We start from the raw sequence: 24,897 nt of genomic DNA on the forward strand, positions 1-24,897 counted from the left end.
CTCTACTTCTCCTTCGCCTTCTTCTGTTTGACCTGGTTCGCCAGGTCGCGGTCGAGGTCCTCGAAGGCCTTGCGGGCCGAGCCGACCCAGCCGCCGACCTCGCCGATCTCCTCGACCAGCTCATTGCGGTGCCGGTCCCAGTTGTCGACGAAGGTCGACATCGCCTTGACCATGCGTTCCGCCCCGACGACGGCCCGCAGCTCCTTCTTCCAGTTGTCGATCCCCTCGAACTCACCCTGAATGGAGCGGAGCTGCTTCTCCGACGCCTTGAGCAGCGTGATGTCGACCGTCAGGTCCGACTTGCCCACCCGTATCCCCGTTCTCCGACTCGGCGAGCCGCCGGGCTGCACCGCTGGTACCGCACCGCACGGCGGCCCGCGCACGATCGACGCGGACTGGGGACACGACACTGCATGGTCGGTGCCCCGTAACGCAACACAGCCCGGGAACGAGCGCGCTCGAAGCGGCGACTCGCGGTCGGGCAGCCCGACGCCGGACGGTTCACGCACCGCTACTGCTTCGGCCTCGGGACCCCGCCCCGGCTACCCAGCCCGGAGGCGGGGCACTCCGGCCGGGAACCAACGACCTGCTGACGGCGTACTAGGTAATCCAGTCGGCAGCCGCCACGTGCTGAACACCGGCTGAGCACCGGGCCGGTACAGCCCGCGCTCTCGACCGCAGACGTGAAGGGGTACCCATGACGGCGCAGACACCGGCCGAGCGGGCACTGGCCGGGCCCTACACCACAGGCGACGGCAGTGTGCGGTTCGGCATCGCCGGCCTGTCCGTCGACCGCCGCCCCGGGGGCCACGCCCTGTTGACGTACGACGTCACGGTCGAGCAGCCGGGGCGGCCGGATGAACGCTGGACCGTCACCCTGCCCTGGGAGGACAGTTCCTTCACGGACGTCCTCGACTCGGCGGCCCCGGACCCCGCCCGCCTCCGGCAACTCGTGCACCTGGTGCGTGCGCTGCTGGAGGAGTGGTGGGACACCAAGGGGTACAACCGGCAGTCGGCGGAGCTGGGACGCCGTCTGTCCTGAGCTCCCCGCTGCGGTCTCTCGGCAACGCGTCAGTCCCGTCCCGCCAGCTGATGGCCGCTGCTTCCCGGGCCTTCAGCTCCGCGAGGAACAGTCCCTTCAGCGGCTCCCCGGTGTGGCGGGCCGGGAACGACACCGGTGCGGTGGAGGCGTTCGCCGGAGCGGCCCGCAACGTGGCGCGGGAAGCAACGCGGGAGGAACCGCGGACAGCGCTGCCGGCCTGACGCCTCCCGTACCGCGGCTTGACTCTCCAGTGGCTGGAGACCGGAGAGTGTGCGTCATGAACGGTGCGACGCCCCCGTACTCGATCGGTGACCTGTCCGCCCGCACCGGCGTGCCGGTACGGACGATCCGGTTCTACTCGGACACCGGCCTGCTGCCACCCACGCACCGCACCCCGGCCGGCTATCGCCGCTACAGCGACGCGGCCCTGAGCCGACTCCACCTCATCGGCGTCCTGCGGGAGCTGGACGTCGACCTCGCCACCGTCCGCCGCGTCCTGGACGGTGACCTCCCCGTCGCCGAGGTCGCCGCCGCGCACGCCGACGCCACCGCCCTCCAGATCCGCGTGCTGCGCATGCGGCACAGCATGCTGCGTCTCGTCGCCCAGCGCGGCTCGAGCCCCGAGGAGACAGTTCTCATGCACCGCCTCACCCGCCTCACCTCCGACGAACGACGGCGCATGGTGACCGACTTCATCGCCGGCCTCGGCACCGACACCCCCCACACCCACGGTGCTGCCGCCGCCCTGCGCACCGCGTTGCCCGAGCTCCCCGACCTTCCGTCCGACGCCCAGCTCGCCGCATGGGTGGAGATCGCCGAACTCGTCGCCGACGACGGCTTCCGCGCGCGCATGGCCCATGCGGCGCTCCCGCCCGCCGACGCGGACGCCCTGCCGGGGGCGGCTCCCGAGGCGGTGGCGGAGCTCATCCCCTTCGTCAGACAGACCGTCGCCGCCGCGAGGGCCGCGGACATCGACCCGGACGGTGACGATGCCGTCCCGTTCGTCGACGCCGTCGTGGAGCGCTTCGCCGCCACCCTCGGCCGCCCTGACGGCACCGAACTGCGGGAGTGGATGGCCCGGCAGTTCGAGGCGGGACACGACCCGCTCGTCGAGCGCTACTGGCGCCTGGCCTGGATAGTCAACGACTGGCAGGTGGTTCCCGCGCACCTTCCCTTCCAGCCATGGATGGTCAGGGCCCTTCGCCGCCGGTAAGGGGCGCTTTCGCTCACACACGAGCCCGGGAACGAGTCGGCGCCCGGGTCGGCCGAAGCCGACCCGGGCGCCGTGCAGCAGGTCAGAGGGCGTGCGCCCGCCTGCGAACCGTAGGCCCTGTGGGACTCGAACCCACAACCAATGGATTAAAAGTCCACTGCTCTGCCAATTGAGCTAAGGGCCCGGGGCGTGTTGCGTGATGTTGCCACACCGAGCATAGCCCGACGCGGCCGGGACGCCGATCGGGTATCGGGGTCACGGCCGCGTCGCGCCGGTGGCGTGGGGGGCGGTGGTTACGGATCCACCGGCTCGGGGGCGTTCGCGCGGGCGGCCACGCGGGCCCTGGTGCGTTCGTGGTCGGGGTTGAGGAACCAGTGGCGGGCCGAGGCCAGCCACCAGGTCGCGGCGAAGCCGAGGACGACCAGGACGGCGATCGGCGCGTAGTTGAAGGTCTCCCAGGTGACCGGCGAGACCTGCGGCAGCATGAACAGGACCGTGATGACGCCGACCCACGCCACCGCCACCACGCCCACCGCCTGCGACCAGCGGCCCAGGTGCCAGGGCCCGCGTTCGAAGGCGGCGCCCCTGCGGACGCGCAGCAGGGTCGGGATGACGTACGCGATGTAGAGGCCGATGACGGCGATCGACGTCACCGCCGCGTACGCCGTGACGTTGATCAGGTAGGGCAGGCCGAGGACCAGCGCGGCCAGTGCCGCCAGCCAGACCGCCGCGACCGGCGTGCGGGTGCGCGGGTTGACCGTGTGCCAGACGTGGGAGTAGGGCAGCGCGCCGTCGCGGGAGAAGGCGTAGATCATGCGGCTGTTGGCCGTCACCGACGCCATCCCGCAGAAGAGCTGCGCTCCGATGACGACGAGGAGGAGCAGCTTCCCGGCGGTCGCGCCGAGGGCGTCGAGCAGGATCTGGGCGGGCGGCGCCCCCGTGGGGGAGGTGAGGGCGCCCTCGTAGGACTGGATGGCGAAGGTGAAGCCGAGGAGGAGGACGAAGCCGGCGATCCAGGATGTCCAGATGGCGCGGACGATGCCCTTCGGGCCGGCCGTGGACGCGTCGTGCGTCTCCTCGGTCATGTGGGCGGAGGCGTCGTAGCCGGTGAAGGTGTACTGAGCCATGAGGAGGCCGATGAGGACGACGTAGACGCCGCTGCCCCAGCCGGTGTTGTTGACGAACTCGCCGAAGACGAAGGACGCCGACTGGTGCTGGTCGGGGGCGAAGGTCAGCGCGCCGACGATGACCGCGACGCCGGCGACGTGCCACCAGACGCTGATGCTGTTGAGGAGGCCGACGATGCGGACGCCGAAGGTGTTCAGGAGGCCGTGGAGGACGAGGATCGCGGCGAAGAGGAGGATCGTGCGGCCCGGCGTGACCTCGAAGCCGAACTGGAGGTTCAGGTAGGCGCCCAGGAAGGACGCGGCGCCGAAGTCGATGCCGGCGGTCACCGCGACCTGGCCCAGCACGTTGAACCAGCCCGTGAACCAAGCCCAGGCGGCGGCCGTACGGCGCGGTGCGAGGCGGTGGGCCCAGAAGTACAGGCCCGCCGAGGTCGGGTACGCCGAGCAGATCTCGGCCATCGCCAGGCCGACGAAGAGGGTCATCAGGCCGACGGCGACCCAGCCCCACGTGATGACGGCGGGACCGCCCGTGTTCATGCCGAAGAGATAGAGGGTCAGGCAACCCGAGAGGACCGAGATGATGGTGAAGGAGACCGCGTAGTTGGAGAACGCCGACATGCGGCGGGCCAGAACCTGGGTGTAGCCGAGTTGGGCCAGCCGTTCCTCGTCCGACAGCCCACTCGCCTTGGCGTCATCTGTCATGCCCCCAGCAATTCCCTTGTGGCGGGCGTGACATGCGTCACTCGCCGACCGGGGAACAGTCCGTCAAAAACGCGCCGTGGCCTCCACCCGGCGGGGTGGAGGCCACGGCGCGTTCAGACGGTCAGCCAGTCAGGCGTGAGCCGTCTACCGTCAGCCGTTGCGCTTCCAGCGCGGCTTGTCGTCACGGCGGCCGAAGGAGGAACCCCGGTGGTCGTCGCGGCGGCCGAACGGACGGTCGTGGCCGCCGGAGCGGAAGCCGGGGCGGTCGCCCTGACGGTCGCGGTTGAACGGACGGTCGCTGCCGGGACGGTCGCCCTGACGGTCACGGTTGAACGGACGGTCGCTGCCGGGACGGTCGCCCTGACGGTCACGGTTGAACGGACGGTCGCTGCCGGGACGGTCGCCCTGACGGTCACGGTTGAACGGACGGTCGCTGCCACGGTGTCCACCGCGCTCGCCGCGGTCGTCACGGCGGAAGCCGCCACGGTCGCCGCCGCGGTCGTCACGACGGTCGAACGAACGGCCACCACGGTCGCCGCCACGGTCATTGCGGTCATCACGACGGAAGCCACCGCGGTCGTCGCGACGGTCGAACGAACGCCCACCACGGTCGCCGCCACGGTCATTGCGGTCATCACGACGGAAGCCACCACGGTCACCACCGCGGTCGTCACGACGGAAGCCGCCACGGTCACCACCGCGCTCGTCACGACGGTCGAACGAACGCCCACCACGGTCGCCGCCACGGTCATTGCGGTCATCACGACGGAAGCCACCACGGTCACCGCCGCGGTCGTCACGACGGTCGAACGAACGCCCACCACGGTCGCCGCCACGGTCATTGCGGTCGTACGAACGGTCGCCGCGGTCGGCGAAGCGGTCCCGGCCGTTGCCGCCGCTCCGCTCGGCCTTCTCCACCTTCTCCACGTCCCGCGCGCCCGGCTGCTCGGGCAGCGAGACCTCGGCCTGCGCGTCGGACGCGGCGGCGGCCACCTCGGCCAGCACCGCCTCCGGGTCCTCGCCGCGCTCCCGCGCGACCCGCGCGACCAACCGGTCGGCCTCCTCGCGCAGCTCGGTCGCACGCCGCTGGGCCCGCTCCAGCTCCTTGTTGAGCTGGGCGACCTCGCGCTCGGCCTGCTGCGCCGCGTTGCCCGCGGACTCGGCCTGGACCTCGGTCATCGACCGGGCGCCGGTGATCTCGGCGACCTCCGGCTCGAAGGCCGCGCCGCCCTGGATGATGTGGCGCGTGGCGTCGACGCCCGCGTCCTCCATCAGCCGGAAGATCTGGCGCCGCTGGTGCGGCAGGGAGAGGGAGACGACGGTGCCGGTACGGCCCGCGCGCGCCGTACGGCCGGCGCGGTGCAGGTAGTCCTTGTGGTCGCCGGCCGGGTCGACGTTCAGGACCAGGTCGATGCCGTCGACGTGGATGCCGCGGGCGGCGACGTCGGTGGCGACGAGGGCGTTGACGTAGCCCTTCTTGAAGTCCTCCAGCACCCGGGTGCGCGCGCCCTGCGTCATGCCGCCGTGCAGCGCGTCGGCCTTCACACCGGCATCGCAGAGCTGCTCGGCGATGCGGTCGGCGCCGAGCTGGGTGCGGACGAAGATGATCGTGCGGCCCTTGCGGGAGGCGATCGCGGCGGTGACCGGCGCCTTGTCCTTGGGCTTCACCACGAGGATGTGGTGCGACATGGTCGTCACGTTGCCCTGGGCGCTGTCGACCTCGTGCGTGACCGGGTCGGTCAGGTAGCGCTTGACCAGCGTGGAGATCTCGTTCTCCATCGTGGCCGAGAAGAGCATGCGCTGGCCGCCCGCCGGCACCTGGTCGAGCAGCTCGGTGACCTCGGGCATGAAGCCCAGGTCGGACATCTGGTCGGCCTCGTCGAGGACGGCGATCTGTACGTTCTCCAGGGAGCAGGCGCCGCGCTTGATGATGTCGCGCAGTCGGCCCGGGGTGGCGACCAGGAGGTCCACGCCGCGCTCAAGGGCGTAGATCTGGTTGCCCATGGAGGTACCGCCGCAGACGACCTTCATCTTCAGGCCGAGGACGTCGCCGTACGGCTGGAGCGCGTCGGCCACCTGCATGGCCAGCTCGCGGGTCGGCGTCAGGATGACGGCGCGCGGCTTGTGCTTCTCGGTGCGGCCGCCGGACAGCGTGGCCAGGGCCGGCAGACCGAAGGAGAGGGTCTTGCCGGAGCCGGTGCGGCCGCGGCCGAGGATGTCCTTGCCGGCCAGGGCGTCCGGGATGGTCGCGGCCTGGATCGGGAAGGGGGTGGTCACGCCGTTCTGCGCGAGCTTGCGCACGACGCCCTCGGGCAGACCCAGTTCGGCGAAGGTGACCTCGGGAGCGGCCTCGACGGCCTCGGTCCCGGTCTCCTCGACCGTCTCGGTGATGTCGGGGGTGTCGGCGTTCTCGGGCACGACGACGTGATCAGTACTGATGATGGACATGCGAATGCGAAACCTTCCGGAGTCTCTCAGTCGGCACGCGCCCGTCAACTCCGTGAATCGCGATTCGCAATACGACCGCCTCAATGCGGTCCACCACGGCAAGGGAGAGAGTACGCGCCACACGGCGCGCTCTGCGGTGGCGCCGGGCAAATGGGATCAAACGATCTACCACCATACGCACCCCCCACCCCCGAAGGCAAACCGAGTAGCACTTGCCCAGCTCAGCCGGGCTGTCACCCCGCGCCGGAGCCCTCGGGCGAGCCCGCTCGCCCTACACCGGAGCCCCGGCCTCGGGAGCCGGCTCCCGCTGCGCCAGCTGCGTCCCCGGAGGCTCGTGCGCCGACGAGGACGGCTCCGCCACCGTCGGCTCCGGCGTCGGTGAGGCGGGCGGCTCCGGGGGCGGCGTCGGCTGCGGCTCGACCGTCCGGCTGGGCTCCGCGGGCGGCGTACGGGTGGGCGCCGGCCCGTCGCCCCCGCCCTTGGCCGGTGGTGCCCCGGTCGGGCGGTCGGGCGGCGGGTTCGAAGGGGTGGCGTCCTCCCCCTTGCCGCCCTCCTTCTCGTCCTTGCCCTCGCCCTTGCCCTTGCCGTCGTCCTTGCCCTTCTTCCCCTTGCCGCGCCCCCGGTCCTCGTCGGCGGCCGCCGCGTCGTACCCGGCGTTCCCGCCCGTCGCCGCGGGGCCGCCGTCGGGTGCCCCGCCGCCCCGCTCCCCGGCGGACTGCGACGGCCTGGCGCCCCCGCCGGGCGCGTCGTCGCCGACGCTCATGCAGCCGGTGGCGGCGGCGACGGCCACGACCGTGGCGGCCAGACGGACGGGAACGTACAAGGGGCGCACGGGCGGCCACCTCCGGGGGTCAAGGAGTCGTCGTGCCCAACTCCCGTCACCCACAAGAGGACACGCGCCACGAGCGGCGGACCTTGACCCGAGCGCGTCACCTGTACCCGAGCGCGTCACCCGTACCCGAGCGCGTGCAGCCGCGCGTCGTCGATCCCGAAGTGGTGCGCGATCTCGTGGACCACCGTCACCTCCGTCTCCGCGACGACGTCCTCCCGCGTATCGCAGAACCGCAGCGTCGGCCCCCGGTAGATGGTGATCCGGTCCGGCAGCACGCCCGCGTACCACTCCCCGCGTTCGGTCAGCGGTGTCCCCTCGTACAGCCCGAGCAGCTCAGGATCGTCCGTCGGCGGTTCGTCCTCGACGAACACCGCCACGTTGTCCATCAGCCGCGTCAACTCCGGCGGGATCCGGTCCAGGGCCTCGGCGACCAGTTCCTCGAACTCCTCGCGCGTCATCTCCAGCACAGGCCCATTGTCGGGTACGACCGTGGCATACGACACAGCCGCCGGCGCCGACCGTCGACACAGCCCTCCCCGCATACCCGCCCCGGGCCATGGGCATACGGGACCAATGGCCCGCGTCCGAGCCGCAGTCCCGCACGTCCTGGCCGAGGTGATGATCCCCATCCGCAACGCCCCGCGCGCCCTCATCCGCCGCCACCACGCCCGCCGGACGTCCCCGGCGGTCGAACTCGCCCCCCGGTCGCGCCCCTGGACCCGCGCCGTCGGCCTGGTCGCCGTCGTCCTGCTCGGCGCCTGGCTGGGCCTGCTCGTCGTGGGCGACGTCCGCGTCCCCGTCGGCCCCATGAACACGACGATGACCCTGCGCCCGTCCGTCACCGGCGGCACGAAGATCAACGTCTCACCGCTGGGCGCCCTCCAGCTCGACAGCCACATCGCCCCGGTCCGCCTCGACGTCAACGTCGACCAGCTCGACCCCGGCCGCGCCCAGGCACTCGTCGACCACCCCGAACGCCTCTCCGGCCTCCAGGACGAGGTCGCCCGGGACGTCGAACACGGCACCCTCGACCTCGCCGTCCGCTCCTGCGTCGCCGTCGTCACCGGCGCCACCGCCCTCGGCCTCGCCGTCTACCGGCGCCCCCGGCGCGCCCTCGCGGCCGGCGGCCTCGCCCTCACCCTCCTGGTCGCCTCCGGCGGCACCGCGTACGCCACCTGGAACCCCGACTCCGTCCTGGAGCCGAGGTTCTCCGGGCTGCTCTCCTCCGCGCCCTCCCTCGTCGGCAACGCGCGCAGCATCGTCACCGAGTTCGACGTCTACCAGAAGGAGCTGGCCCGCCTGGTGACGAACGTGACCAAGCTCTACGACGTCACCTCCACGCTCCCCGCCTACCAGCCGGACCCGACCACGATCCGCGTCCTGCACGTGTCGGACATCCACCTGAACCCGGCGAGCTGGAAGATCATCGCCTCGCTGGTGGAGCAGTACAAGGTGAACGTGATCGTCGACTCCGGCGACACGATGGACCACGGCACAGCCGCGGAGAACGGCTTCCTGGACCCCGTCGAGGACCTCGGCGCCCCCTACGTCTGGGTCCGCGGCAACCACGACTCCCGCGTCACCCAGGAGTATCTGCAGGGCCTCAAGAACGTGCACGTCCTGGACGACGGCCGGGCCCGCACCGTCGCGGGCCTGCGCTTCGCCGGCATCGGCGACCCGCAGTTCACCCCCGACCGCTCCAAGGCGGACGGTGCCGAGGCCTCCCAGGAACTGGCCGGCGCGCGCCTGGCCTCGGCCCTGCGCGACCAGAGCGCGGCCGGCACCCCCGTGGACGTCGCCATCGCCCACGAGCCGTCGGCGGCCCGGGAGGTCGACGGCGCGGTGCCGCTGGTCCTCGCCGGTCACGTCCACCGCGAGGACATGGAGCTCATGAAGTACGGCACCCGCCTGCGCATCGAGGGCTCCACCGGCGGCAGCGGCCTGCGCGCGGTCGAGGGCAAGCACCCCGACCCGATCCAGGCGTCGATCCTCTATTTCGACCGGGACAACCGGCGCCTCCAGGCCTGGGACGAGATCAAGCTGGGCGGCCTGGGTCTGACGACGGCCGAGGTCAGCCGCCACCTCCCCAAGGAGAACCAGCCGGGCGCGACCCCGTCCCCGTCCGGCACGAGCCCGTCCCCGTCCGGCACGAGCCCGTCCCCGTCCGGCACGGGGCCGTCCCCGACCGGCCCGACCCCGACCCCTCCGTAAACCGTTTTGGCGATACCTCCCGCCATCCCATATGCTTCTCACGTCCCCGACGCGCTGAGAAGCGCCCAGGCGGGCCGATAGCCCTCATCGTCTAGCGGCCTAGGACGCCGCCCTTTCAAGGCGGTAGCACGGGTTCGAATCCCGTTGGGGGCACGCAGTACGGTGTGCGACACTGTCGTACACGAGCTTGGTCCTGTGGAGCAGTTTGGAGTGCTCGCCACCCTGTCAAGGTGGAGGCCGCGGGTTCAAATCCCGTCAGGACCGCTGAGGTTTCACGTGAAACCTCGCGGCTGGGTAGCTCAGTTGGTACGAGCGATCGCCTGAAAAGCGATAGGTCGCCGGTTCGACCCCGGCCCCAGCCACATGCAACCCCCGTCGAGATCATCGACGGGGGTTTTGTGTTGCGCGAGGGACGGTCGGCGCGGCCGGACAGAAATCGTTCGCCACGAAATTCACGGGGATGAGATCCTGGGACCCGTATGTCTACGCACCCCGCCCCCGCCCTCGGCACCCTCGCCCCCCGGCTGACCGAGCTGTCCCTGCGCGACGCGCACCGGCTCGGCCGCAGGCTCGAGGGTGCGCGGAAGATCCGTAAGCCGGAGGCCCGCGCCACCGTTCTCGCCGAGATCGAGGCCGAGGTGGCCAAGGCCGAGCTGCGCATCGGTGAGCGCCGGGCCCGCGTGCCCGCCGTCAGCTACCCCGAGCAGCTGCCCGTCAGCCAGAAGAAGGACGTGATCGCGGAGGCCATCCGGGATCACCAGGTCGTCATCGTCGCCGGTGAGACAGGGTCCGGGAAGACCACCCAGATCCCGAAGATCTGTGTCGAACTGGGCCGCGGTGTCCGCGGCATGATCGGGCACACCCAGCCGCGGCGGATCGCCGCCCGCACCGTCGCCGAGCGGGTGGCGGACGAGCTGGACACCCCGCTCGGTGAGGCCGTCGGCTGGAAGGTGCGGTTCACCGACCAGGTGAACCCGGACGCCACCTTCATCAAGCTGATGACGGACGGCATCCTGCTCGCCGAGATCCAGACCGACCGCGAGCTGCGCGCCTACGACACGATCATCATCGACGAGGCGCACGAGCGGTCCCTCAACATCGACTTCCTGCTGGGCTACCTCGCCCAGCTGCTGCCGAAGCGGCCGGACCTCAAGGTCGTCATCACCTCGGCGACCATCGACCCCGAGCGCTTCTCCCGGCACTTCGGCGACGCCCCGATCATCGAGGTCAGCGGGCGGACGTATCCGGTGGAGGTGCGGTACCGGCCGCTCCTCGAAGAAGAGGGCGACGACGCCGACCGCGACCAGATCACGGCAATCACCGACGCCGTCGAGGAGCTGATGGGCGAGGGCAAGGGCGACATCCTCGTCTTCCTCTCCGGTGAGCGGGAGATCCGGGACACGGCCGACGCGCTGGAGAAGAAGAAGTACAGATTCACTGAGGTGCTGCCGTTGTACGCCCGGCTGTCGCACGCCGAGCAGCACCGGGTGTTCCAGCAGCACACCGGGCGCAGGATCGTTCTGGCGACCAACGTCGCCGAGACCTCGCTGACCGTCCCGGGCATCAAGTACGTCATCGACCCCGGATTCGCCCGGATCTCCCGGTACAGCCACCGCACCAAGGTGCAGCGGCTGCCGATCGAGCCGATCTCGCAGGCCAGCGCCAACCAGCGCAAGGGCCGCTGCGGGCGGACCAGCGACGGTATCTGCGTCCGGCTGTACTCCGAGGACGACTTCGACGCGCGCCCGGAGTTCACGGACGCGGAGATCCTCCGTACGAACCTCGCCTCCGTCATCCTTCAGATGACCGCGGCCGGCCTCGGCGACATCGAGAAGTTCCCCTTCATCGATCCGCCGGACCACCGCAACATCCGCGACGGTGTACAGCTCCTCCAGGAGCTGGGCGCACTCGACCCCGGGCAGAAGGACGTACGCAAGCGGCTGACGGACACCGGCCGCAAGCTGGCCCAGCTGCCCGTGGACCCGCGGCTGGCGCGGATGGTCCTGGAGGCCGACAAGAACGGCTGTGTCCGCGAGGTCATGGTCATAGCGGCGGCGCTCTCCATCCAGGACCCGCGGGAGCGCCCGGCGGAGAAACAGGCCCAGGCCGACCAGCAGCACGCCCGCTTCAAGGACGAGACCAGCGACTTCCTGGCCTTCCTCAACCTCTGGCGGTACGTCCGCGAGCAGCAGAAGGAGCGGGGCTCGTCGTCCTTCCGCCGGATGTGCAAGCAGGAGTACCTCAACTTCCTGCGCATCCGGGAGTGGCAGGACATCTACACGCAGCTGCGTACGGTCGCCAAGCAGATGGGCCTCCATCTCAACGACGAGGACAACGCCGCTCCCGACGACCGCGTGCACGTCTCCCTGCTGGCCGGGCTCCTCTCCCACGTCGGCATGAAGGACGTGAAGGAGGGCGCGAAGAACGAGTACCTGGGCGCGCGCAGCGCCAAGTTCGCGATCTTCCCGGGCTCGGCGCTCTTCAAGAAGCCCCCGCGTTTCGTGATGTCCGCCGAGCTGGTGGAGACCTCCCGGCTCTGGGCCCGCGTCAACGCGAAGATCGAGCCCGAGTGGGTGGAACCGCTCGCCGGGCACCTCCTCAAACGCACCTACAGCGAGCCGCACTGGGAGAAGGACCAGGCGGCCGTCATGGCGTACGAGAAGGTCACGCTGTACGGCGTGCCGATCGTGGCCCAGCGCAAGGTGAACTACGGGCGGATCGATCCGGAGGTCAGCCGTGAACTGTTCATCCGCAACGCCCTGGTCGAGGGCGACTGGCGTACGCACCACAAGTTCTTCGCGGACAACCGCAGGCTGCTGACCGAGGTCGAGGAGCTGGAGCACCGCGCCCGGCGCCGGGACATCCTGGTCGACGACGAGACGCTGTTCGACTTCTACGACCAGCGGGTGCCCGAAAACGCCGTTTCGGGTGCGCACTTCGACTCGTGGTGGAAGCACAAGCGGCACGAGCAGCCCGACTTCCTCGACTTCGAGCGCGAGATGCTCATCAACGAGAAGGCGGGTGCGGTCACCAAGGACGACTACCCGGACTCCTGGCGCCAGGGGCCGCTGAAGTTCCGGGTGACGTACCAGTTCGAGCCCGGCGCGGACGCCGACGGCGTGACCGTCCACGTTCCGCTCCAGGTGCTCAACCAGGTCACGGATGAGGGCTTCGACTGGCAGATCCCGGGTCTGCGGGAGCAGGTCGTCACGGAGCTGATCCGGTCCCTGCCCAAGCCGATCCGCCGCAACTACGTCCCGGCGCCGAACTACGCGCAGGCGTTCCTCGACCGGGCCGTGCCGCTCCAGGAGCCGCTGACGGTGACCATGGCGCGGGAACTGAAGCGCATGGTGGGAGTGCCGTTCGACGCGGAGGACTTCGACTGGTCGAGGGTCCCCGACCACCTGAAGATCACTTTCCGGATCGTCGACGAGCGGCGCCGCAAGCTGGCCGAGGACAAGGATCTGGAGGCACTGAAGCTCCGTCTGAAGCCGAAGGCGCGCAAGGCCCTCTCCCAGGCCGCGGCGGCCACCGCCGAGCGCAGTGGCGGCGAGTCCCTGGAGCGCACCGGACTGACGGACTGGACGATCGGCACGCTCTCCCGGGTCTTCGAGACGCGTCGGGCGGGTCAGCCCGTGCGGGCGTATCCGGCGCTGGTCGACGACGGACCGACGGCGAACACCGTCTCCGTACGTCTCTTCGACACCGAGGCCGAGCAGGCGCAGGCGATGTGGAAGGGCACGCGCCGGCTGATCCTGCGCAACATCCCGGTCAGCCCCGCGAAGTTCGCGTCCGAAAAGCTGACCAACCAGCAGAAGCTGAACCTGTCCGCGAATCCGCACGGTTCGATCCAGGCCCTGTTCGACGACTGCGCGACGGCGGCGGCGGACAAGCTGATCGCGGACTTCGGCGGACCGGCGTGGGACGAGGAGTCGTACCGCAAGCTCTTCGACAAGGTCCGCGCGGAGATCATCGACACGACCGTCCGTACGGTGGGGCAGGTGCAGCAGGTGCTGGCGGCCTGGCAGGCCTGTGAGCGCCGCCTGAAGGCCGTACGGAGTCCCGCGCTGCTGGCGAACCTCCAGGACGTGCGCGGGCAGTTGGACGCGCTGGTGAAGCCCGGCTTCGTCACGGAGACGGGGATCAAGCGGCTGCCGGACCTGATGCGCTACCTGGTCGCCGCCGACCGGCGGCTGCAGCAGATGCCGACCGGCGTCCAGCGGGACACGTCCCGGATGGAGAAGGTCCACGAGATGCGCGACGAGTACGCGTGGCTGCTGGAGCAGATGCCGCAGGGGCGGCCGGTTCCGCAGCAGGTCCTGGACGTCCGCTGGATGATCGAGGAACTGCGGGTCAGCTATTTCGCGCACGCGCTGGGCACGGCGTACCCCGTCTCCGACAAGCGGATCGTGAAGGCGATCGACGCGCTCGCACCGTAGCCGAACCCGTGACCAGGTGCGCACGGAGGGTGAGTTCGCCCAGGGGCTCGCCCTCCTGTAGAGTCTCTTCTCGCAGCGCAAGGGCAGGAAAGCGCAGCAAAACCTGGTCCTGTGGAGCAGTTTGGAGTGCTCGCCACCCTGTCAAGGTGGAGGCCGCGGGTTCAAATCCCGTCAGGACCGCAGCAGAAGTGGACCCGCACCGATCGGTACGGGTCCACTTCTTTCATTCGTCCTCTCGATCCCGCCTCCTGCGCGCCACCTTGTCAAGGTGGAGGCCGCGCCCGCGGCGCAGCCGCCATCGGGTACAGCAAATCCCGTCAGGACCGCAGCAGAGTGGGCCCGCACCGATCGGTGCGGGCCCACTTCTTTCATTCACGCACTCGATCCCGCCTCCTGCGCGCCACCCTGCCAAGGTGGAGGCCGCGCCCGCGGCGCAGCCGGGTGCGGGCCTCCTCTCTCGGGTACGGCCCGCTTCGCGTGCTCCCACTCGTCGCGCCCCACCCCCTCGCCCCCAGAAGGCCCTGAGCGCCCCTCTCACGGCCTTGACGGCGTCACATTCGCTCGGTACTCCAAAGACAGGGCACGTTCTCCGTGCGACCCCCGGAGGTGGCGTATGGCGGCATCGGTCAGGCACGAGACGCGGGCCCTGCTCCGCGCGCATCTGTCGGCCGCTTCGCCGTACCGTCACCTGACGCGCCACTGTCCGATCTGCCACCGGCTGCTGCGGCTGGCGTTGGACTCGCCCGCCCCGCAGTCACCGACGAGCCGTCAAGAGGGCGTCGAGGATGGGAGCGCGTCCACCGCGTGATCCCCGCCGGCCCCAACCCCCTTGCCACGCAGACCTACTGGAGCCCACGGCTCCTCTAGCGCACATATGCCAGAGCCAACAAGCATCGCGCCGTGTGACGGGTGTCACCGCATGAGTTTTTCGAACCGTGGCACTTACGACTCCCCTACAAGTAGTCAATTTAATATGTGCAATTGCACTACCTTCCCGGGTGCGTGCACAGCCGATCCGACACCCCTCCCCAGACTCCGACAAGCCCGCTCACAGAGCCGGCCGGCAGGCCCTCACCAGGCACAGGACCGGTCACAAAAAAGATCGCGCTGGACCCGGCGGAGTCCAGCGCGATCCACGACGCACCCCTGTTGGGGCAGGAACGACGTCGTTTGGAGCTGTGGTTCCGAGCGCCCCGGCGGGTTGGGGGACCTGCCGTTTTGCCCGGTTATTCAGTTGTTCAGGCCTCGCTGCGCTGCTGCGGAATGCCCGCGAGCAGAGCGCGGACCTCGGCTTCGCGGTAGCGGCGATGCCCGCCGAGCGTGCGGATCGACGTGAGCTTGCCGGCCTTCGCCCAGCGCGTGACCGTCTTCGGGTCGACGCGGAACATGGTGGCGACCTCAGCCGGGGTCAGCAGCGGCTCGGCATCAGGGGTGCGAGCGGTCATGAGCGGCCTCCTCGGGAGAACCGAACCTTCTCGGTTCTTTCCTCTAAATTCTGCACCTTGACCCGCGTTGCCCGAAATGGCGGACGCGAGTCGAGTCGGTTATAGGACGAACGGCTTGTCCTCGGCACTACAACTACACCATCCGTCCAGCCGCGTCGGCCAAACCGATGGAATTGCCCTCCCAGGTGTTCATCAGCGACGGAAGCCGATGGACCATGCCATAGCGGACAGTCACGCCACTGTGACGATCAGTCACAAGGCGCTCAGGGGTCACCGGACCTGCCATCAGACCCCCCAAAGCGTGCAATGCGGAGATTCCGCCCACAGTGCATCACGGCAGGACGGAAGGAGCCCTCCCCGGGCTCCTTGTCCTATTTTGGCATGAGGAGGGGGAAGCGGCGCAAGAGTGATGTACGTGCGGTCCGTCACGCTTGACGCATACGCCCGGATCGGGACCTACGTCCCTTGTTGACAGGACATCAGCCCACACCGGGCAAGTGTCGGATCGGAAGACGAAACCCCACATCGGGCGGTACGTCAAACGTCAGTTCGCCGACCGCCGGTCCCGGACCGCCCGCCAGCGCTCCACCAGCCGCCCGTACGCGGCCCCCGCCGTGGCCCCGTCGCCGTGACGCAGCGCCTCGATGCCCTCGGCCACGTCCGCCGCGGAGTGGTCGTCCTCCAACTCACCGGCCGGCAGGGCGTGCACGAGCCCGCCGTAGTCCAGCTCGACCAGTGACCGCGGATGGAACTCCTCCAGCCAGCGCCCCACGTCCACCAGGCCGTCGATGAGCGGCCCCTCGTCCATGGCCTCCTTCAGGGCCCGCAGGCCCCGGGCCACCCGTCGGCGGGCCTGCACCATCGGCGTCCGGTAGCGCAGCACCGGTGCCGCCGCCCCTTCGCCGTCGCCGCCCTTGTCGTACTCGCGCTCCGCGTCGGAGACCAGCACGAACCAGTTGATCGGCACCTGCCAGGTCGCGGTGCGGATCCAGGGGCGGGCGTCCGGGTTGCGCTCCAGCCAGCGCTCGTAGTCCTGGGCGCTCTCGCGGCGTACGACCGGCGGGAGCAGGGCGTCCAGCACCGGTTCCGGGAAGTCCTCGGCCAGCTCCCCCAGGGCCTGCCAGCCGCGCAGCCGGGTCCGCCAGGGGCAGACGCAGACCACGCCGTCGACCTCGGCCACAAAGGCGTCCGCGCTCTCGTGCACCGGCACGGCCACGGGCGGGGTGGGCAGCAGGTCGGCCAGGGAGCGGCGCAGCTCGTCCTGGTAGGAGGGCAGGTCGGTGCGGCGGGCGTAACGGGACCAGTGGCCGCGTTCCTCCTCCGGGAAGGCGGCCAGCGGCTCGTACACGCGCAGATACGCCGCGTAGGGGACGATCACCGAGGACACCTTGGGCACGCCTGCTCCCTCCCCCGCGCACCGCCGCGAAAACCTGCGGGAACCGATCACAAACGCGCGGGAATCTCTGCGAATCGTCGCACGCCCGTACTCCGTGCGGAGGTGATCCTGAGCACTGTGCGGCGGGCGGGCGCCGGCAGGCTCTAATCTCATGCCAAAGTCCCCGCCACCCGCACGGGGACCGTCTCCACCCGCCGCACCTACACAGGAGTCACCACCGTGACCGACGTAACCGGCGCACCTGCTGATGTACTGCACACCCTGTTCCATTCGGAGCAGGGGGGTCATGAGCAAGTCGTGCTCTGCCAGGACCGTGCCAGCGGCCTCAAGGCCGTCATCGCCATCCACTCCACCGCCCTGGGCCCCGCGCTCGGCGGTACGCGCTTCTACCCGTACGCGAGCGAGGCGGACGCCGTCGCCGACGCGCTGAACCTCGCGCGCGGGATGTCGTACAAGAACGCCATGGCCGGCCTGGAGCACGGCGGCGGCAAGGCCGTGATCATCGGCGACCCGGCGCAGATCAAGTCCGAGGAACTGCTCCTCGCCTACGGCCGGTGCGTCGCCTCGCTCGGCGGCCGGTACGTCACCGCGTGCGACGTCGGTACGTACGTCGCCGACATGGACGTCGTGGCACGCGAGTGCCGCTGGACGACCGGCCGCTCCCCCGAGAACGGCGGCGCGGGCGACTCCTCCGTGCTCACCGCCTTCGGCGTCTACCAGGGCATGCGCGCCTCCGCCCAGCACCTGTGGGGCGACCCGACGCTGCGCGCCAGGCGCATCGGCATCGCGGGCATCGGCAAGGTCGGTCACCACCTGGTCGACCACCTCGTGGCGGAGGGCGCCGAGGTCTTCGTGACGGACGTGCGCGAGGACGCCGTACGGCGCGTCACCGAGCGGCACCGTGACGTGCCGGCCGTCCGGGACACCGAGGAACTGATCCGCGTCGACGGACTGGACATCTACGCCCCCTGCGCGCTGGGCGGCGCGCTGAACGACGGCACCGTGCCGGCGCTGACCGCCAAGGTGGTGTGCGGCGCGGCCAACAACCAGCTCGCGCACCCGGGCGTGGAGAAGGACCTCGCCGACCGCGGGATCCTCTACGCGCCGGACTACGTGGTGAACGCCGGCGGCGTCATCCAGGTCGCCGACGAGCTGCACGGCTTCGACTTCGACCGGTGCAAGGCGAAGGCGGCGCGGATCTACGACACCACGCTGGCAATATTCGCACGTGCGAAGGACGACGGTATTCCGCCGGCCGCGGCGGCCGACCGGATCGCCGAGCAGCGGATGGCGGAGGCACGTGTCCGGCGGTGATCGCGCGGTCGGCCCGCGGTGATCGTGCGCTGGTCGGACGGGGTCTTCGCAGGTTTGACCGGTACCCGTCGGGGGGCAGTTGGAGAGAACTCTCACTCATCCCGGCGGGTCGACCGTCGAAAGGTGGTTAAAATCGCCGTTGACCAGCGAGGACAGGGCGCCTCGAAGGTCCTGGGCATGGCCACGTGCTGCGGGCGACGTACCGTATGGGCGTGGGCTCAGGTACCGTGGAAGCCCTACGGACCGGTCTCTCCACGGAGAGCCCGTGCCGGACCATGAACGCGTGTCAAGACTCTGGGGCCGTCGAGCCCCGTCGTTGAGGGGGTCGAGCCATGGGGCGCGGCCGGGCCAAGGCCAAGCAGACGAAGGTCGCCCGCCAGCTGAAGTACAACAGCGGTGGGACTGATCTCTCCCGCCTGGCCGAGGAGCTGGGCGCATCGCCGTCGAATCCGCAACCGCCTAACGGCGGGCAATTCGAGGACGATGAGCAAGACGATGACGTGTACGCGAAGTACGCCGACCTCTATGAGGACGACGACGAGGACGAGGACGGCCAGTCCCCGTCTCAACAGCGACGCGGCGCTTGACCTTGCACTGAACACCTTCCCGGTCGGTGACTTCTGTCACCGACCGGGTTCTGTGCTACCCGCGGCGTCTCAGACGGCGTAGTCGCCCACCAGCGCCGCGCCCGTCTCGTGGTCGTCGCGGTCGGTGATCTCGCCGGCCACCCAGGCGTCCACGCCGCGGTCGGCCAGGGTCGCCAGTGCCACGTCCGTCGACTCCTCGGGGACGATGGCGATCATGCCCACGCCCATGTTGAGGGTCTTCTCCAGCTCCAGGCGCTCCACCCGGCCCGTCGTGCCGACGAGGTCGAAGATCGCGCCCGGGGCCCAGGTGGAGCGGTCGACGACGGCGTGCAGGCCGTCGGGGACCACGCGGGCCAGGTTGGCGGCGAGACCGCCACCGGTGACGTGGCTGAAGGCGTGGACCTCGGTGGTGCGCATGAGGGCCAGGCAGTCCAGGGAGTAGATCTTGGTGGGCTCCAGCAGTTCCTCGCCGAGGGTGCGGCCGAGGCCGTCGAGGTGCGCGTCCAGGGACAGGCCGCCCTCGTTCAGCAGGACGTGGCGGACGAGTGAGTACCCGTTCGAGTGAAGCCCGGAGGACGCCATGGCAACCACCGCGTCACCCTTACGGATGCGATCCGCGCCGAGCAGCCGGTCGGCCTCCACGACTCCCGTGCCGGCACCCGCGACGTCGAAGTCGTCCTCGCCCAGCAGACCCGGGTGCTCGGCCGTCTCGCCGCCCACCAGGGCGCATCCGGCGAGCACACAGCCCTCGGCGATGCCCTTGACGATCGCGGCGACACGCTCGGGGTGGACCTTGCCGACGCAGATGTAGTCGGTCATGAAGAGCGGCTCGGCGCCGCACACCACGATGTCGTCCATGACCATGGCGACCAGGTCGTGGCCGATGGTGTCGTAGACGCCCAGCTGGCGGGCGATGTCGACCTTGGTGCCGACGCCGTCCGTGGCGGAGGCGAGCAGGGGGCGCTCGTAGCGCTTGAGTGCGGAGGCGTCGAAGAGACCGGCGAAGCCGCCGAGGCCGCCGAGGACCTCGGGGCGCCGGGTCTTCTTCACCCACTCCTTCATCAGCTCGACGGCGCGGTCGCCCGCCTCGATGTCGACGCCGGCGGCTGCGTAACTGGCACCAGTTGTGTCAGGCATGACGATGAGAACCTTTGTGTCGTACGGCAGGAAGGCAGGCCAGGGAGGCGGACGGCTACGGGCGACGGATGGCGTCGGTGGCGGCCGTACCGGCGGGCCCGGCGGCCAGCTCGGTCTCCAGGAGCTGCTTGCCGAGCAGCTCGGGGTCGGGGAGCTCCATCGGGTACTCGCCGTCGAAGCAGGCGCGGCACAGGTTCGGCTTGGCGATGGTGGTCGCCTCGATCATGCCGTCGATGGAGATGTACGCCAGGGAGTCGGCGCCCATGGAGGTGCCGATCTCCTCGACGCTCATGCCGTTGGCGATGAGCTCGGCGCGGGTGGCGAAGTCGATGCCGAAGAAGCAGGGCCACTTCACCGGCGGGGAGGAGATCCGGATGTGGATCTCGGCGGCGCCGGCCTCGCGGAGCATGCGGACCAGGGCCCGCTGGGTGTTGCCGCGGACGATGGAGTCGTCGACGACGACCAGCCGCTTGCCCTTGATGACTTCCTTCAAGGGGTTCAGCTTCAGGCGGATGCCGAGCTGCCGGATGGTCTGCGAGGGCTGGATGAAGGTGCGGCCGACGTAGGCGTTCTTCACCAGACCGGCGCCGAACGGGATGCCGGAGGCCTCGGCGTAGCCGATGGCGGCGGGCGTGCCGGACTCCGGGGTCGCTATGACCAGGTCGGCGTCGGCGGGGGCCTCCTTCGCCAGCCTGCGGCCCATCTCGACACGCGAGAGGTAGACGTTGCGGCCGGCGATGTCCGTGTCCGGGCGGGCCAGGTACACGTACTCGAAGACACAGCCCTTGGGCTTCGCTTCCGCGAATCGGGAAGTGCGCAGGCCGTTCTCGTCGATGGCGACGAACTCGCCCGGCTCGATCTCGCGGACGTAGGAGGCGCCGCAGATGTCGAGGGCGGCGGACTCGGAGGCGACCACCCAGCCGCGCTCCAGGCGGCCGAGGACCAGCGGGCGGATGCCCTGCGGGTCGCGGGCGGCGTAGAGGGTGTGCTCGTCCATGAAGACGAGGCTGAAGGCGCCACGCACCTCGGGCAGCACCTTGCCGGCCGCCTCCTCGATGGTCAGCGGCTTGCCGTCGTCGTCCACCTGGCCCGCGAGCAGGGCGGTGACCAGGTCGGTGTCGTTGGTCGCCGCGACCCGCGTCGAGCGGCCGTCCTGCTTGGGCAGGTCGGCGACCAGCTCGGCGAGCTGGGCGGTGTTGACGAGGTTGCCGTTGTGCCCGAGCGCGATGGAGCCCTGCGCGGTGGCACGGAACGTCGGCTGGGCGTTCTCCCACACGGAGGCGCCGGTGGTCGAGTAGCGGGCGTGACCGACCGCGATGTGACCCTGGAGCGAACCGAGAGAGGTCTCGTCGAAGACCTGGGAAACCAGGCCCATGTCCTTGAAGACGAGGATCTGGGAGCCGTTGCTGACCGCGATTCCCGCGGATTCCTGGCCCCGATGCTGGAGGGCGTACAGCCCGAAGTACGTGAGCTTTGCGACCTCTTCACCCGGGGCCCAGACACCGAAGACGCCGCAAGCGTCCTGGGGGCCCTTCTCGCCGGGAAGCAGATCGTGATTGAGTCGACCGTCACCACGTGGCACGTCTTCGAGTGTAGGCGAGATCGACCACTGGTCCGAATTGGTGACATGGGCTCACGTGTGGGTCACCGCTCGGCGACTGCTCGGACGGTGGCGCCGTCTTCGCTGGTCAGCGTCAGGGTTTCTTGATCGATCCGATAGTCGACCCGTCCGTCGAAAAGGCTCAGTATCCGCTTCTCGGCGTCCATGAGTGAGCCTTCGCACACCATTCGGGTGGTGGACGGGGCGCCGAGGGTGATACGCCCGTCGCTGACGGTGGCCTCGGCGTTGACGCGGTTGCAGGGGAGGCGGCCGGAGACGGTCTTCGCGTCGCGGTCGAAGGTGAGGCGCGCACTGCCCTTGCGGTCGGCATCCTTCTGGCCCGTTTCCTCCTGGTCCGCATCCTTCTGGACCGGGGTCGTGACGGTCCACCTCGTGCCGTGGAGGGGCGCGTCCGGCTGCTTGCTGAGCCGGACGGTGTCACCGTCGGAGGTGGTGAGGGTCAGCCGCTCGCCCTCGGTCCTCGTGGTGAGTGGGCCGGTGGTGAGGGTGCGGCCGAGGGACTTCTCGAAGTCGATGGGCGTCTTCTCGCAGGCCTTCTCGGTGAACATGGCGTCGCTGAGCCGGACGCGCTCACCGTCGATGTCGGCGCGGGCGCTGAAGGTGTTGCAGCCGGTGCTGCCCGCCGCCTCGCCGCTGTCGTCGATCCGGACCCGCGCCGCGTCCGGTGCCCGGTGGGTGGTGCCGTCCACGGTGACGCTGTCGATGCTCCACTGGACGCCGGTGAGGGGCTTGCCCGCGCCGACGGAGCCGCTGCCGCCGCCGGCCTTCTCACTGCCGCAGGCCGCCGCGAGCGGCACGAGCGCGACGGCTGCCGCCACGGTCAGGGTCATACTGCGCTGCTGCTGCTTCTGCCTGTACATGCCCATTCGACGGCGGTGCGGAGGAACTGGTTCCCCTCTTTCTGTTCGCCTTCGTCGTCCCCTGCGTCACCTGAGCAGCGGCAGCAGTCCCCCGAGGTCGGCCCGCTCCCCGCTCGCGCTCACCTTGGCCCCGGCCACGGCGTCCTCCCAGGCCAGCCGCCCGGTGGCCAGCCGCACCCAGGTCAGCGGGTCGGTCTCGACGACGTTGGGCGGGGTGCCGCGGGTGTGCCGGGGACCCTCGACGCACTGCACGACGGCGTACGGCGGGATCCGCACCTCCGTCGAGCCGCCGGGTGCCCTGGCGGCGAGCGCGTCGGCCAGCAGCCGGGTCGCGGCGGCCAGGGCCTGCCGGTCGTACGGCACGTCGAGGCCGGGCACGGCGGCGTTCAGGTCGTCGGTGTGGACGACCAGCTCGACGGTGCGGGTGACGGCGTAGTCGGCCAGCGGCAGCCCGCCCGCACTGGTGGGCAGCAGCCGGCTGCCGGGGTGGGCGTCGAGGCGGTCGGTGAAGCGCCGCTCGGCCTCGGCGAGGTGGGCGTCGGGGTCGGGGTGCGCGGCCGCGAGGCGCCGGGCGGTGCCGGCGATGGCGTCCGCGTCGGCGGCGATCGCGGACGGCCAGTCGAGCAGGTGCCCGTCCTGCCGCGTCGGCTCCGGCTCGCCGAGCAGCCGGTCCACCACCGCCAACGCCGTCCCGATGTGCGCGACCAGTTCCCGTACGGTCCAGTCGCCGAGCCGGGTCGGCAGGTCGAGCTGCCCGGGGGTGAGGGTGCGGACGGCCGCCCGCACGTTTCCGAACTGGGCCAGCACGGCGGTGCGGGTCCGGGCGGGGTCGTAGGCGCGGGCGCGTTTCCTGGCTGGCGGCATGTCGGCGAGCCTAGCCAGTCGGCGCTGAAGGTGGAGCTCTCGGAGATACTTGCGCACACCGTCCGGCACCCGCATTGCTCCCCCGTTCCCCGTTGCCCCGTTCCCCCGTTCCGCGGCGCCCGGCGGCTCCACCGCCCCCGCGACCTCGGCAGGATCCGAACGACATCCCCTAACAGCCGTGGTGGGAGGCGTGGTCCGCCGGTTCGGGCACGTCGAAGACCTCGCCGCCTCGCGGGACGCCGACCCCGCGCCAGGTGAAGGGGACGCCCCGGGCGGTGTCCGGGTCGGGGCCGTCCATCAGCTGGAAGTGGACGTGCGGCTCGGAGGAGTTGCCGGAGTTGCCGCACCGGGCGAGCATCTGCCCGGCGCGCACCCGGTCGCCCTCGCGGACGGCGAAGGAACCGCGCCGCACATGGGCGTACAGGGCGTACGTGCCGTCGCCGAGATCCAGCACCAGATGGTTGCCGACGATCCGGCGGACGCCGCCCATCTCGCGGACCGAGCCCTCCACGAGCATCAGGTACAGCAGCGCGGGCAGCGAGTTGCGGCTCAGGTGGTCGCGCTGGGTGCCGTCGGTCCGGACGACCGTGCCGTCGGCGACCGCGAGCAGCGGCGCTCCGAACGCCGGGAAGTCACGGCTGCGGCGGGCGACCGGCCACAGGGCGCGGAAGCCGGGGCGGGCGCCTGGCTCCGGCTCGGCGACGAGGTCCACGGCGAAGGTCTGGCCGTAGGCGTGGGTGCCGTGGCTGGGGGTGCGGTCGGCGGGGCTGTTCAGCGCGGACCAGCGGCCGGTGACGGGCGGGTCGACCTCGACGGTTTCACGGACGACGCGCGGGGCGTCCGGGGCGCCGCCGCCCCACCGGTTGACCACGGTGATGAGGACGTAGGCGAGGGCGAGGGGCAGGAAGTTCCACCACCACGGATACCCGAAGCCGAAGATGATGTGGGCGCTCACCAGGGCGACGAAGCCCAGTTGCAGCGCCCGGAAGGTGATCATGGCTGGCTTGCGTGCGGACATGGGTCCCCCTTCGATCGGCGGTCGCGTCGTTCCCGGTCAGCCGCGGGCCGCCGACAGCGCCACCAGCAGCGGTACGACCCGCCCCGGCGGCACCTCGTGGCGGCCCCGGCCGGTGGTGTGCAGCCAGCCGGCGCCGGTGAGCTGGCGGAGGTGGTGGTAGATCTGGCCGGTCGTGCCCACCTCGTCCAGCTCGGCCAGCTCCGCGGCGGTGCGCCGGCCGCCGAGGATCTCGCGCAGCAGCCGCAGCCGGACGGGATGCCCGAGTGCCGCGAACGCCTCGGCGGTCTCGGCCCAGTCGACGTCCAGCAGGCCCTCGGCCAAGGCGCCGTGCTGCCATTCGTACCGTTCACCGGTCGGCAGGCGGACCGCGCCGGTGAACAGGACGCCGCCGTCGGCGGCCCGCATCTCGGCGAGCTGCCCCTTCAGCCCCTCAAGGGCCCAGAAGTCGCCCTCCGAGAGCCGGGGTGCGGGCCGGTCGGCGGCTTCCAGGGCGGCGAGGCGCCGTTCGAGGTCGGCTACGCGGTGTTCCAGTTGCTCCACTTCTACGAGATTACGTACATACGTAATCCTGCGCAAGAGGATATGCGGTCATGAGGCAGTCACCCGTGCGTGTGTCCGGCCGGGTAAGCCCTGACCCGAGC

At 70.5% G+C, this 24,897-nt stretch carries 21 protein-coding genes and 5 tRNA genes; 12 read left to right on the forward strand and 14 right to left on the reverse strand.

The window, feature by feature from the left end; all coding sequences use genetic code 11:
• Window positions 1-2: 2 nt before the first annotated feature.
• Complete coding sequence (locus ACIQ1J_RS03775) at window positions 3-308, reverse strand: hypothetical protein (RefSeq protein WP_403553870.1); 306 nt, start codon at window positions 306-308, stop codon at window positions 3-5.
• Window positions 309-697: 389 nt separating this feature from the next.
• Between ACIQ1J_RS03775 and ACIQ1J_RS03780 the strand changes: the two genes are divergently transcribed.
• The 3 genes from ACIQ1J_RS03780 to ACIQ1J_RS03790 are packed head-to-tail and all read left to right on the forward strand — an operon-like array spanning window position 698 to window position 2,255.
• Window positions 698-1,042: a hypothetical protein gene (locus ACIQ1J_RS03780; protein WP_403553872.1), complete on the forward strand. Its 345-nt coding sequence runs from the start codon at window positions 698-700 to the stop codon at window positions 1,040-1,042.
• 50 nt (window positions 1,043-1,092) lie between these two features.
• Window positions 1,093-1,263 carry a hypothetical protein gene (locus tag ACIQ1J_RS03785; RefSeq protein WP_403553874.1) on the forward strand — a complete coding sequence of 57 codons (171 nt, stop codon included), beginning with the start codon at window positions 1,093-1,095 and terminating at the stop codon, window positions 1,261-1,263.
• Window positions 1,264-1,319: 56 nt separating this feature from the next.
• Window positions 1,320-2,255: a MerR family transcriptional regulator gene (locus tag ACIQ1J_RS03790; RefSeq protein WP_403553876.1), complete on the forward strand. Its 936-nt coding sequence runs from the start codon at window positions 1,320-1,322 to the stop codon at window positions 2,253-2,255.
• Window positions 2,256-2,366: 111 nt separating this feature from the next.
• On the opposite strand, the gene ACIQ1J_RS03795 is transcribed toward ACIQ1J_RS03790, so the two are convergent.
• From ACIQ1J_RS03795 to ACIQ1J_RS03815, 5 genes are all read right to left on the reverse strand, one after another.
• Window positions 2,367-2,439: transfer RNA gene (locus ACIQ1J_RS03795), tRNA-Lys, on the reverse strand.
• Between the two features lie 109 nt (window positions 2,440-2,548).
• Window positions 2,549-4,084, reverse strand: a complete 1,536-nt coding sequence (locus ACIQ1J_RS03800) for an amino acid permease (RefSeq protein ID WP_403553878.1) — start codon at window positions 4,082-4,084, stop codon at window positions 2,549-2,551.
• A 150-nt stretch (window positions 4,085-4,234) separates the two neighbouring features.
• Window positions 4,235-6,532: a DEAD/DEAH box helicase gene (locus ACIQ1J_RS03805; protein WP_403553880.1), complete on the reverse strand. Its 2,298-nt coding sequence runs from the start codon at window positions 6,530-6,532 to the stop codon at window positions 4,235-4,237.
• A gap of 271 nt (window positions 6,533-6,803) precedes the next feature.
• Complete coding sequence (locus ACIQ1J_RS03810) at window positions 6,804-7,364, reverse strand: hypothetical protein (RefSeq protein ID WP_403553882.1); 561 nt, start codon at window positions 7,362-7,364, stop codon at window positions 6,804-6,806.
• Between the two features lie 116 nt (window positions 7,365-7,480).
• Window positions 7,481-7,831, reverse strand: coding sequence for a metallopeptidase family protein (locus tag ACIQ1J_RS03815; protein ID WP_210962134.1), 351 nt, complete (start codon window positions 7,829-7,831; stop codon window positions 7,481-7,483).
• 106 nt (window positions 7,832-7,937) lie between these two features.
• Here ACIQ1J_RS03815 and ACIQ1J_RS03820 point away from each other — a divergent pair, with 106 nt between their 5' ends.
• From ACIQ1J_RS03820 to ACIQ1J_RS03850, 7 genes are all read left to right on the forward strand, one after another.
• Window positions 7,938-9,575 (forward strand): metallophosphoesterase, encoded by a 1,638-nt coding sequence (locus ACIQ1J_RS03820; protein ID WP_403553884.1) that lies wholly within the window; start codon window positions 7,938-7,940, stop codon window positions 9,573-9,575.
• A gap of 80 nt (window positions 9,576-9,655) precedes the next feature.
• Window positions 9,656-9,728: transfer RNA gene (locus tag ACIQ1J_RS03825), tRNA-Glu, on the forward strand.
• 36 nt (window positions 9,729-9,764) lie between these two features.
• A tRNA-Asp gene (locus tag ACIQ1J_RS03830) sits at window positions 9,765-9,839 on the forward strand.
• A gap of 24 nt (window positions 9,840-9,863) precedes the next feature.
• Window positions 9,864-9,937, forward strand: a tRNA-Phe gene (locus tag ACIQ1J_RS03835).
• A 117-nt stretch (window positions 9,938-10,054) separates the two neighbouring features.
• Window positions 10,055-14,014 carry an ATP-dependent RNA helicase HrpA gene (gene hrpA / locus ACIQ1J_RS03840; protein ID WP_403553886.1) on the forward strand — a complete coding sequence of 1,320 codons (3,960 nt, stop codon included), beginning with the start codon at window positions 10,055-10,057 and terminating at the stop codon, window positions 14,012-14,014.
• A gap of 105 nt (window positions 14,015-14,119) precedes the next feature.
• Window positions 14,120-14,194 (forward strand) — tRNA-Asp (locus ACIQ1J_RS03845).
• Window positions 14,195-14,627: 433 nt separating this feature from the next.
• The gene (locus tag ACIQ1J_RS03850; RefSeq protein WP_403553888.1) at window positions 14,628-14,822 is read left to right on the forward strand and encodes a DUF6274 family protein; all 195 of its coding nucleotides are present in this window, start codon (window positions 14,628-14,630) and stop codon (window positions 14,820-14,822) included.
• 430 nt (window positions 14,823-15,252) lie between these two features.
• On the opposite strand, the gene bldC is transcribed toward ACIQ1J_RS03850, so the two are convergent.
• Window positions 15,253-15,459 carry a developmental transcriptional regulator BldC gene (gene bldC / locus ACIQ1J_RS03855; protein WP_003949541.1) on the reverse strand — a complete coding sequence of 69 codons (207 nt, stop codon included), beginning with the start codon at window positions 15,457-15,459 and terminating at the stop codon, window positions 15,253-15,255.
• A 544-nt stretch (window positions 15,460-16,003) separates the two neighbouring features.
• Complete coding sequence (locus ACIQ1J_RS03860) at window positions 16,004-16,855, reverse strand: hypothetical protein (RefSeq protein ID WP_403553890.1); 852 nt, start codon at window positions 16,853-16,855, stop codon at window positions 16,004-16,006.
• Window positions 16,856-17,074: 219 nt separating this feature from the next.
• On the opposite strand from ACIQ1J_RS03860, the gene ACIQ1J_RS03865 reads away from it, so the two are divergent.
• Entirely contained in the window at window positions 17,075-18,169 is a 1,095-nt protein-coding gene (locus ACIQ1J_RS03865) for a Leu/Phe/Val dehydrogenase (RefSeq protein ID WP_403553892.1), read from the forward strand.
• 332 nt (window positions 18,170-18,501) lie between these two features.
• Window positions 18,502-18,756: a DUF3073 domain-containing protein gene (locus ACIQ1J_RS03870; protein WP_121747871.1), complete on the forward strand. Its 255-nt coding sequence runs from the start codon at window positions 18,502-18,504 to the stop codon at window positions 18,754-18,756.
• Between the two features lie 69 nt (window positions 18,757-18,825).
• On the opposite strand, the gene purM is transcribed toward ACIQ1J_RS03870, so the two are convergent.
• From purM to ACIQ1J_RS03900, 6 genes are all read right to left on the reverse strand, one after another.
• Entirely contained in the window at window positions 18,826-19,893 is a 1,068-nt protein-coding gene (gene purM / locus ACIQ1J_RS03875) for a phosphoribosylformylglycinamidine cyclo-ligase (protein WP_210962139.1), read from the reverse strand.
• Window positions 19,894-19,948: 55 nt separating this feature from the next.
• Entirely contained in the window at window positions 19,949-21,475 is a 1,527-nt protein-coding gene (gene purF / locus ACIQ1J_RS03880; RefSeq protein ID WP_210962140.1) for an amidophosphoribosyltransferase, read from the reverse strand.
• 62 nt (window positions 21,476-21,537) lie between these two features.
• The gene (locus ACIQ1J_RS03885) at window positions 21,538-22,374 is read right to left on the reverse strand and encodes an META domain-containing protein (RefSeq protein ID WP_403553895.1); all 837 of its coding nucleotides are present in this window, start codon (window positions 22,372-22,374) and stop codon (window positions 21,538-21,540) included.
• A 66-nt stretch (window positions 22,375-22,440) separates the two neighbouring features.
• Window positions 22,441-23,238: a sterol carrier family protein gene (locus ACIQ1J_RS03890; RefSeq protein ID WP_403553897.1), complete on the reverse strand. Its 798-nt coding sequence runs from the start codon at window positions 23,236-23,238 to the stop codon at window positions 22,441-22,443.
• Window positions 23,239-23,407: 169 nt separating this feature from the next.
• Window positions 23,408-24,256, reverse strand: coding sequence for a M23 family metallopeptidase (locus ACIQ1J_RS03895; protein WP_403553899.1), 849 nt, complete (start codon window positions 24,254-24,256; stop codon window positions 23,408-23,410).
• A 36-nt stretch (window positions 24,257-24,292) separates the two neighbouring features.
• Window positions 24,293-24,796, reverse strand: coding sequence for an ArsR/SmtB family transcription factor (locus tag ACIQ1J_RS03900; RefSeq protein ID WP_403553901.1), 504 nt, complete (start codon window positions 24,794-24,796; stop codon window positions 24,293-24,295).
• Window positions 24,797-24,897 lie beyond the last annotated feature (101 nt).

The sequence above is a fragment of the Streptomyces sp. NPDC097107 genome (assembly GCF_044762405.1).
GTDB classification, from domain to species: Bacteria; Actinomycetota; Actinomycetes; order Streptomycetales; family Streptomycetaceae; genus Streptomyces; species Streptomyces thinghirensis.

Bases quoted from the DNA above. Each gene is read 5' to 3' on its own strand.
- ACIQ1J_RS03780 (WP_403553872.1), top strand. From the start codon at position 698: ATGACGGCGCAGACACCGGCCGAGCGGGCACTGGCCGGGCCCTACACC.
- ACIQ1J_RS03785 (WP_403553874.1), top strand. From the start codon at position 1,093: ATGGCCGCTGCTTCCCGGGCCTTCAGCTCCGCGAGGAACAGTCCCTTC.
- ACIQ1J_RS03790 (WP_403553876.1), top strand. From the start codon at position 1,320: ATGAACGGTGCGACGCCCCCGTACTCGATCGGTGACCTGTCCGCCCGC.
- ACIQ1J_RS03800 (WP_403553878.1), bottom strand. From the start codon at position 4,084: ATGACAGATGACGCCAAGGCGAGTGGGCTGTCGGACGAGGAACGGCTG.
- ACIQ1J_RS03805 (WP_403553880.1), bottom strand. From the start codon at position 6,532: ATGTCCATCATCAGTACTGATCACGTCGTCGTGCCCGAGAACGCCGAC.
- ACIQ1J_RS03820 (WP_403553884.1), top strand. From the start codon at position 7,938: ATGGCCCGCGTCCGAGCCGCAGTCCCGCACGTCCTGGCCGAGGTGATG.
- hrpA (WP_403553886.1), top strand. From the start codon at position 10,055: ATGTCTACGCACCCCGCCCCCGCCCTCGGCACCCTCGCCCCCCGGCTG.
- ACIQ1J_RS03850 (WP_403553888.1), top strand. From the start codon at position 14,628: ATGGCGGCATCGGTCAGGCACGAGACGCGGGCCCTGCTCCGCGCGCAT.
- bldC (WP_003949541.1), bottom strand. From the start codon at position 15,459: ATGACCGCTCGCACCCCTGATGCCGAGCCGCTGCTGACCCCGGCTGAG.
- ACIQ1J_RS03870 (WP_121747871.1), top strand. From the start codon at position 18,502: ATGGGGCGCGGCCGGGCCAAGGCCAAGCAGACGAAGGTCGCCCGCCAG.
- purM (WP_210962139.1), bottom strand. From the start codon at position 19,893: ATGCCTGACACAACTGGTGCCAGTTACGCAGCCGCCGGCGTCGACATC.
- ACIQ1J_RS03885 (WP_403553895.1), bottom strand. From the start codon at position 22,374: ATGTACAGGCAGAAGCAGCAGCAGCGCAGTATGACCCTGACCGTGGCG.
- ACIQ1J_RS03890 (WP_403553897.1), bottom strand. From the start codon at position 23,238: ATGCCGCCAGCCAGGAAACGCGCCCGCGCCTACGACCCCGCCCGGACC.
- ACIQ1J_RS03895 (WP_403553899.1), bottom strand. From the start codon at position 24,256: ATGTCCGCACGCAAGCCAGCCATGATCACCTTCCGGGCGCTGCAACTG.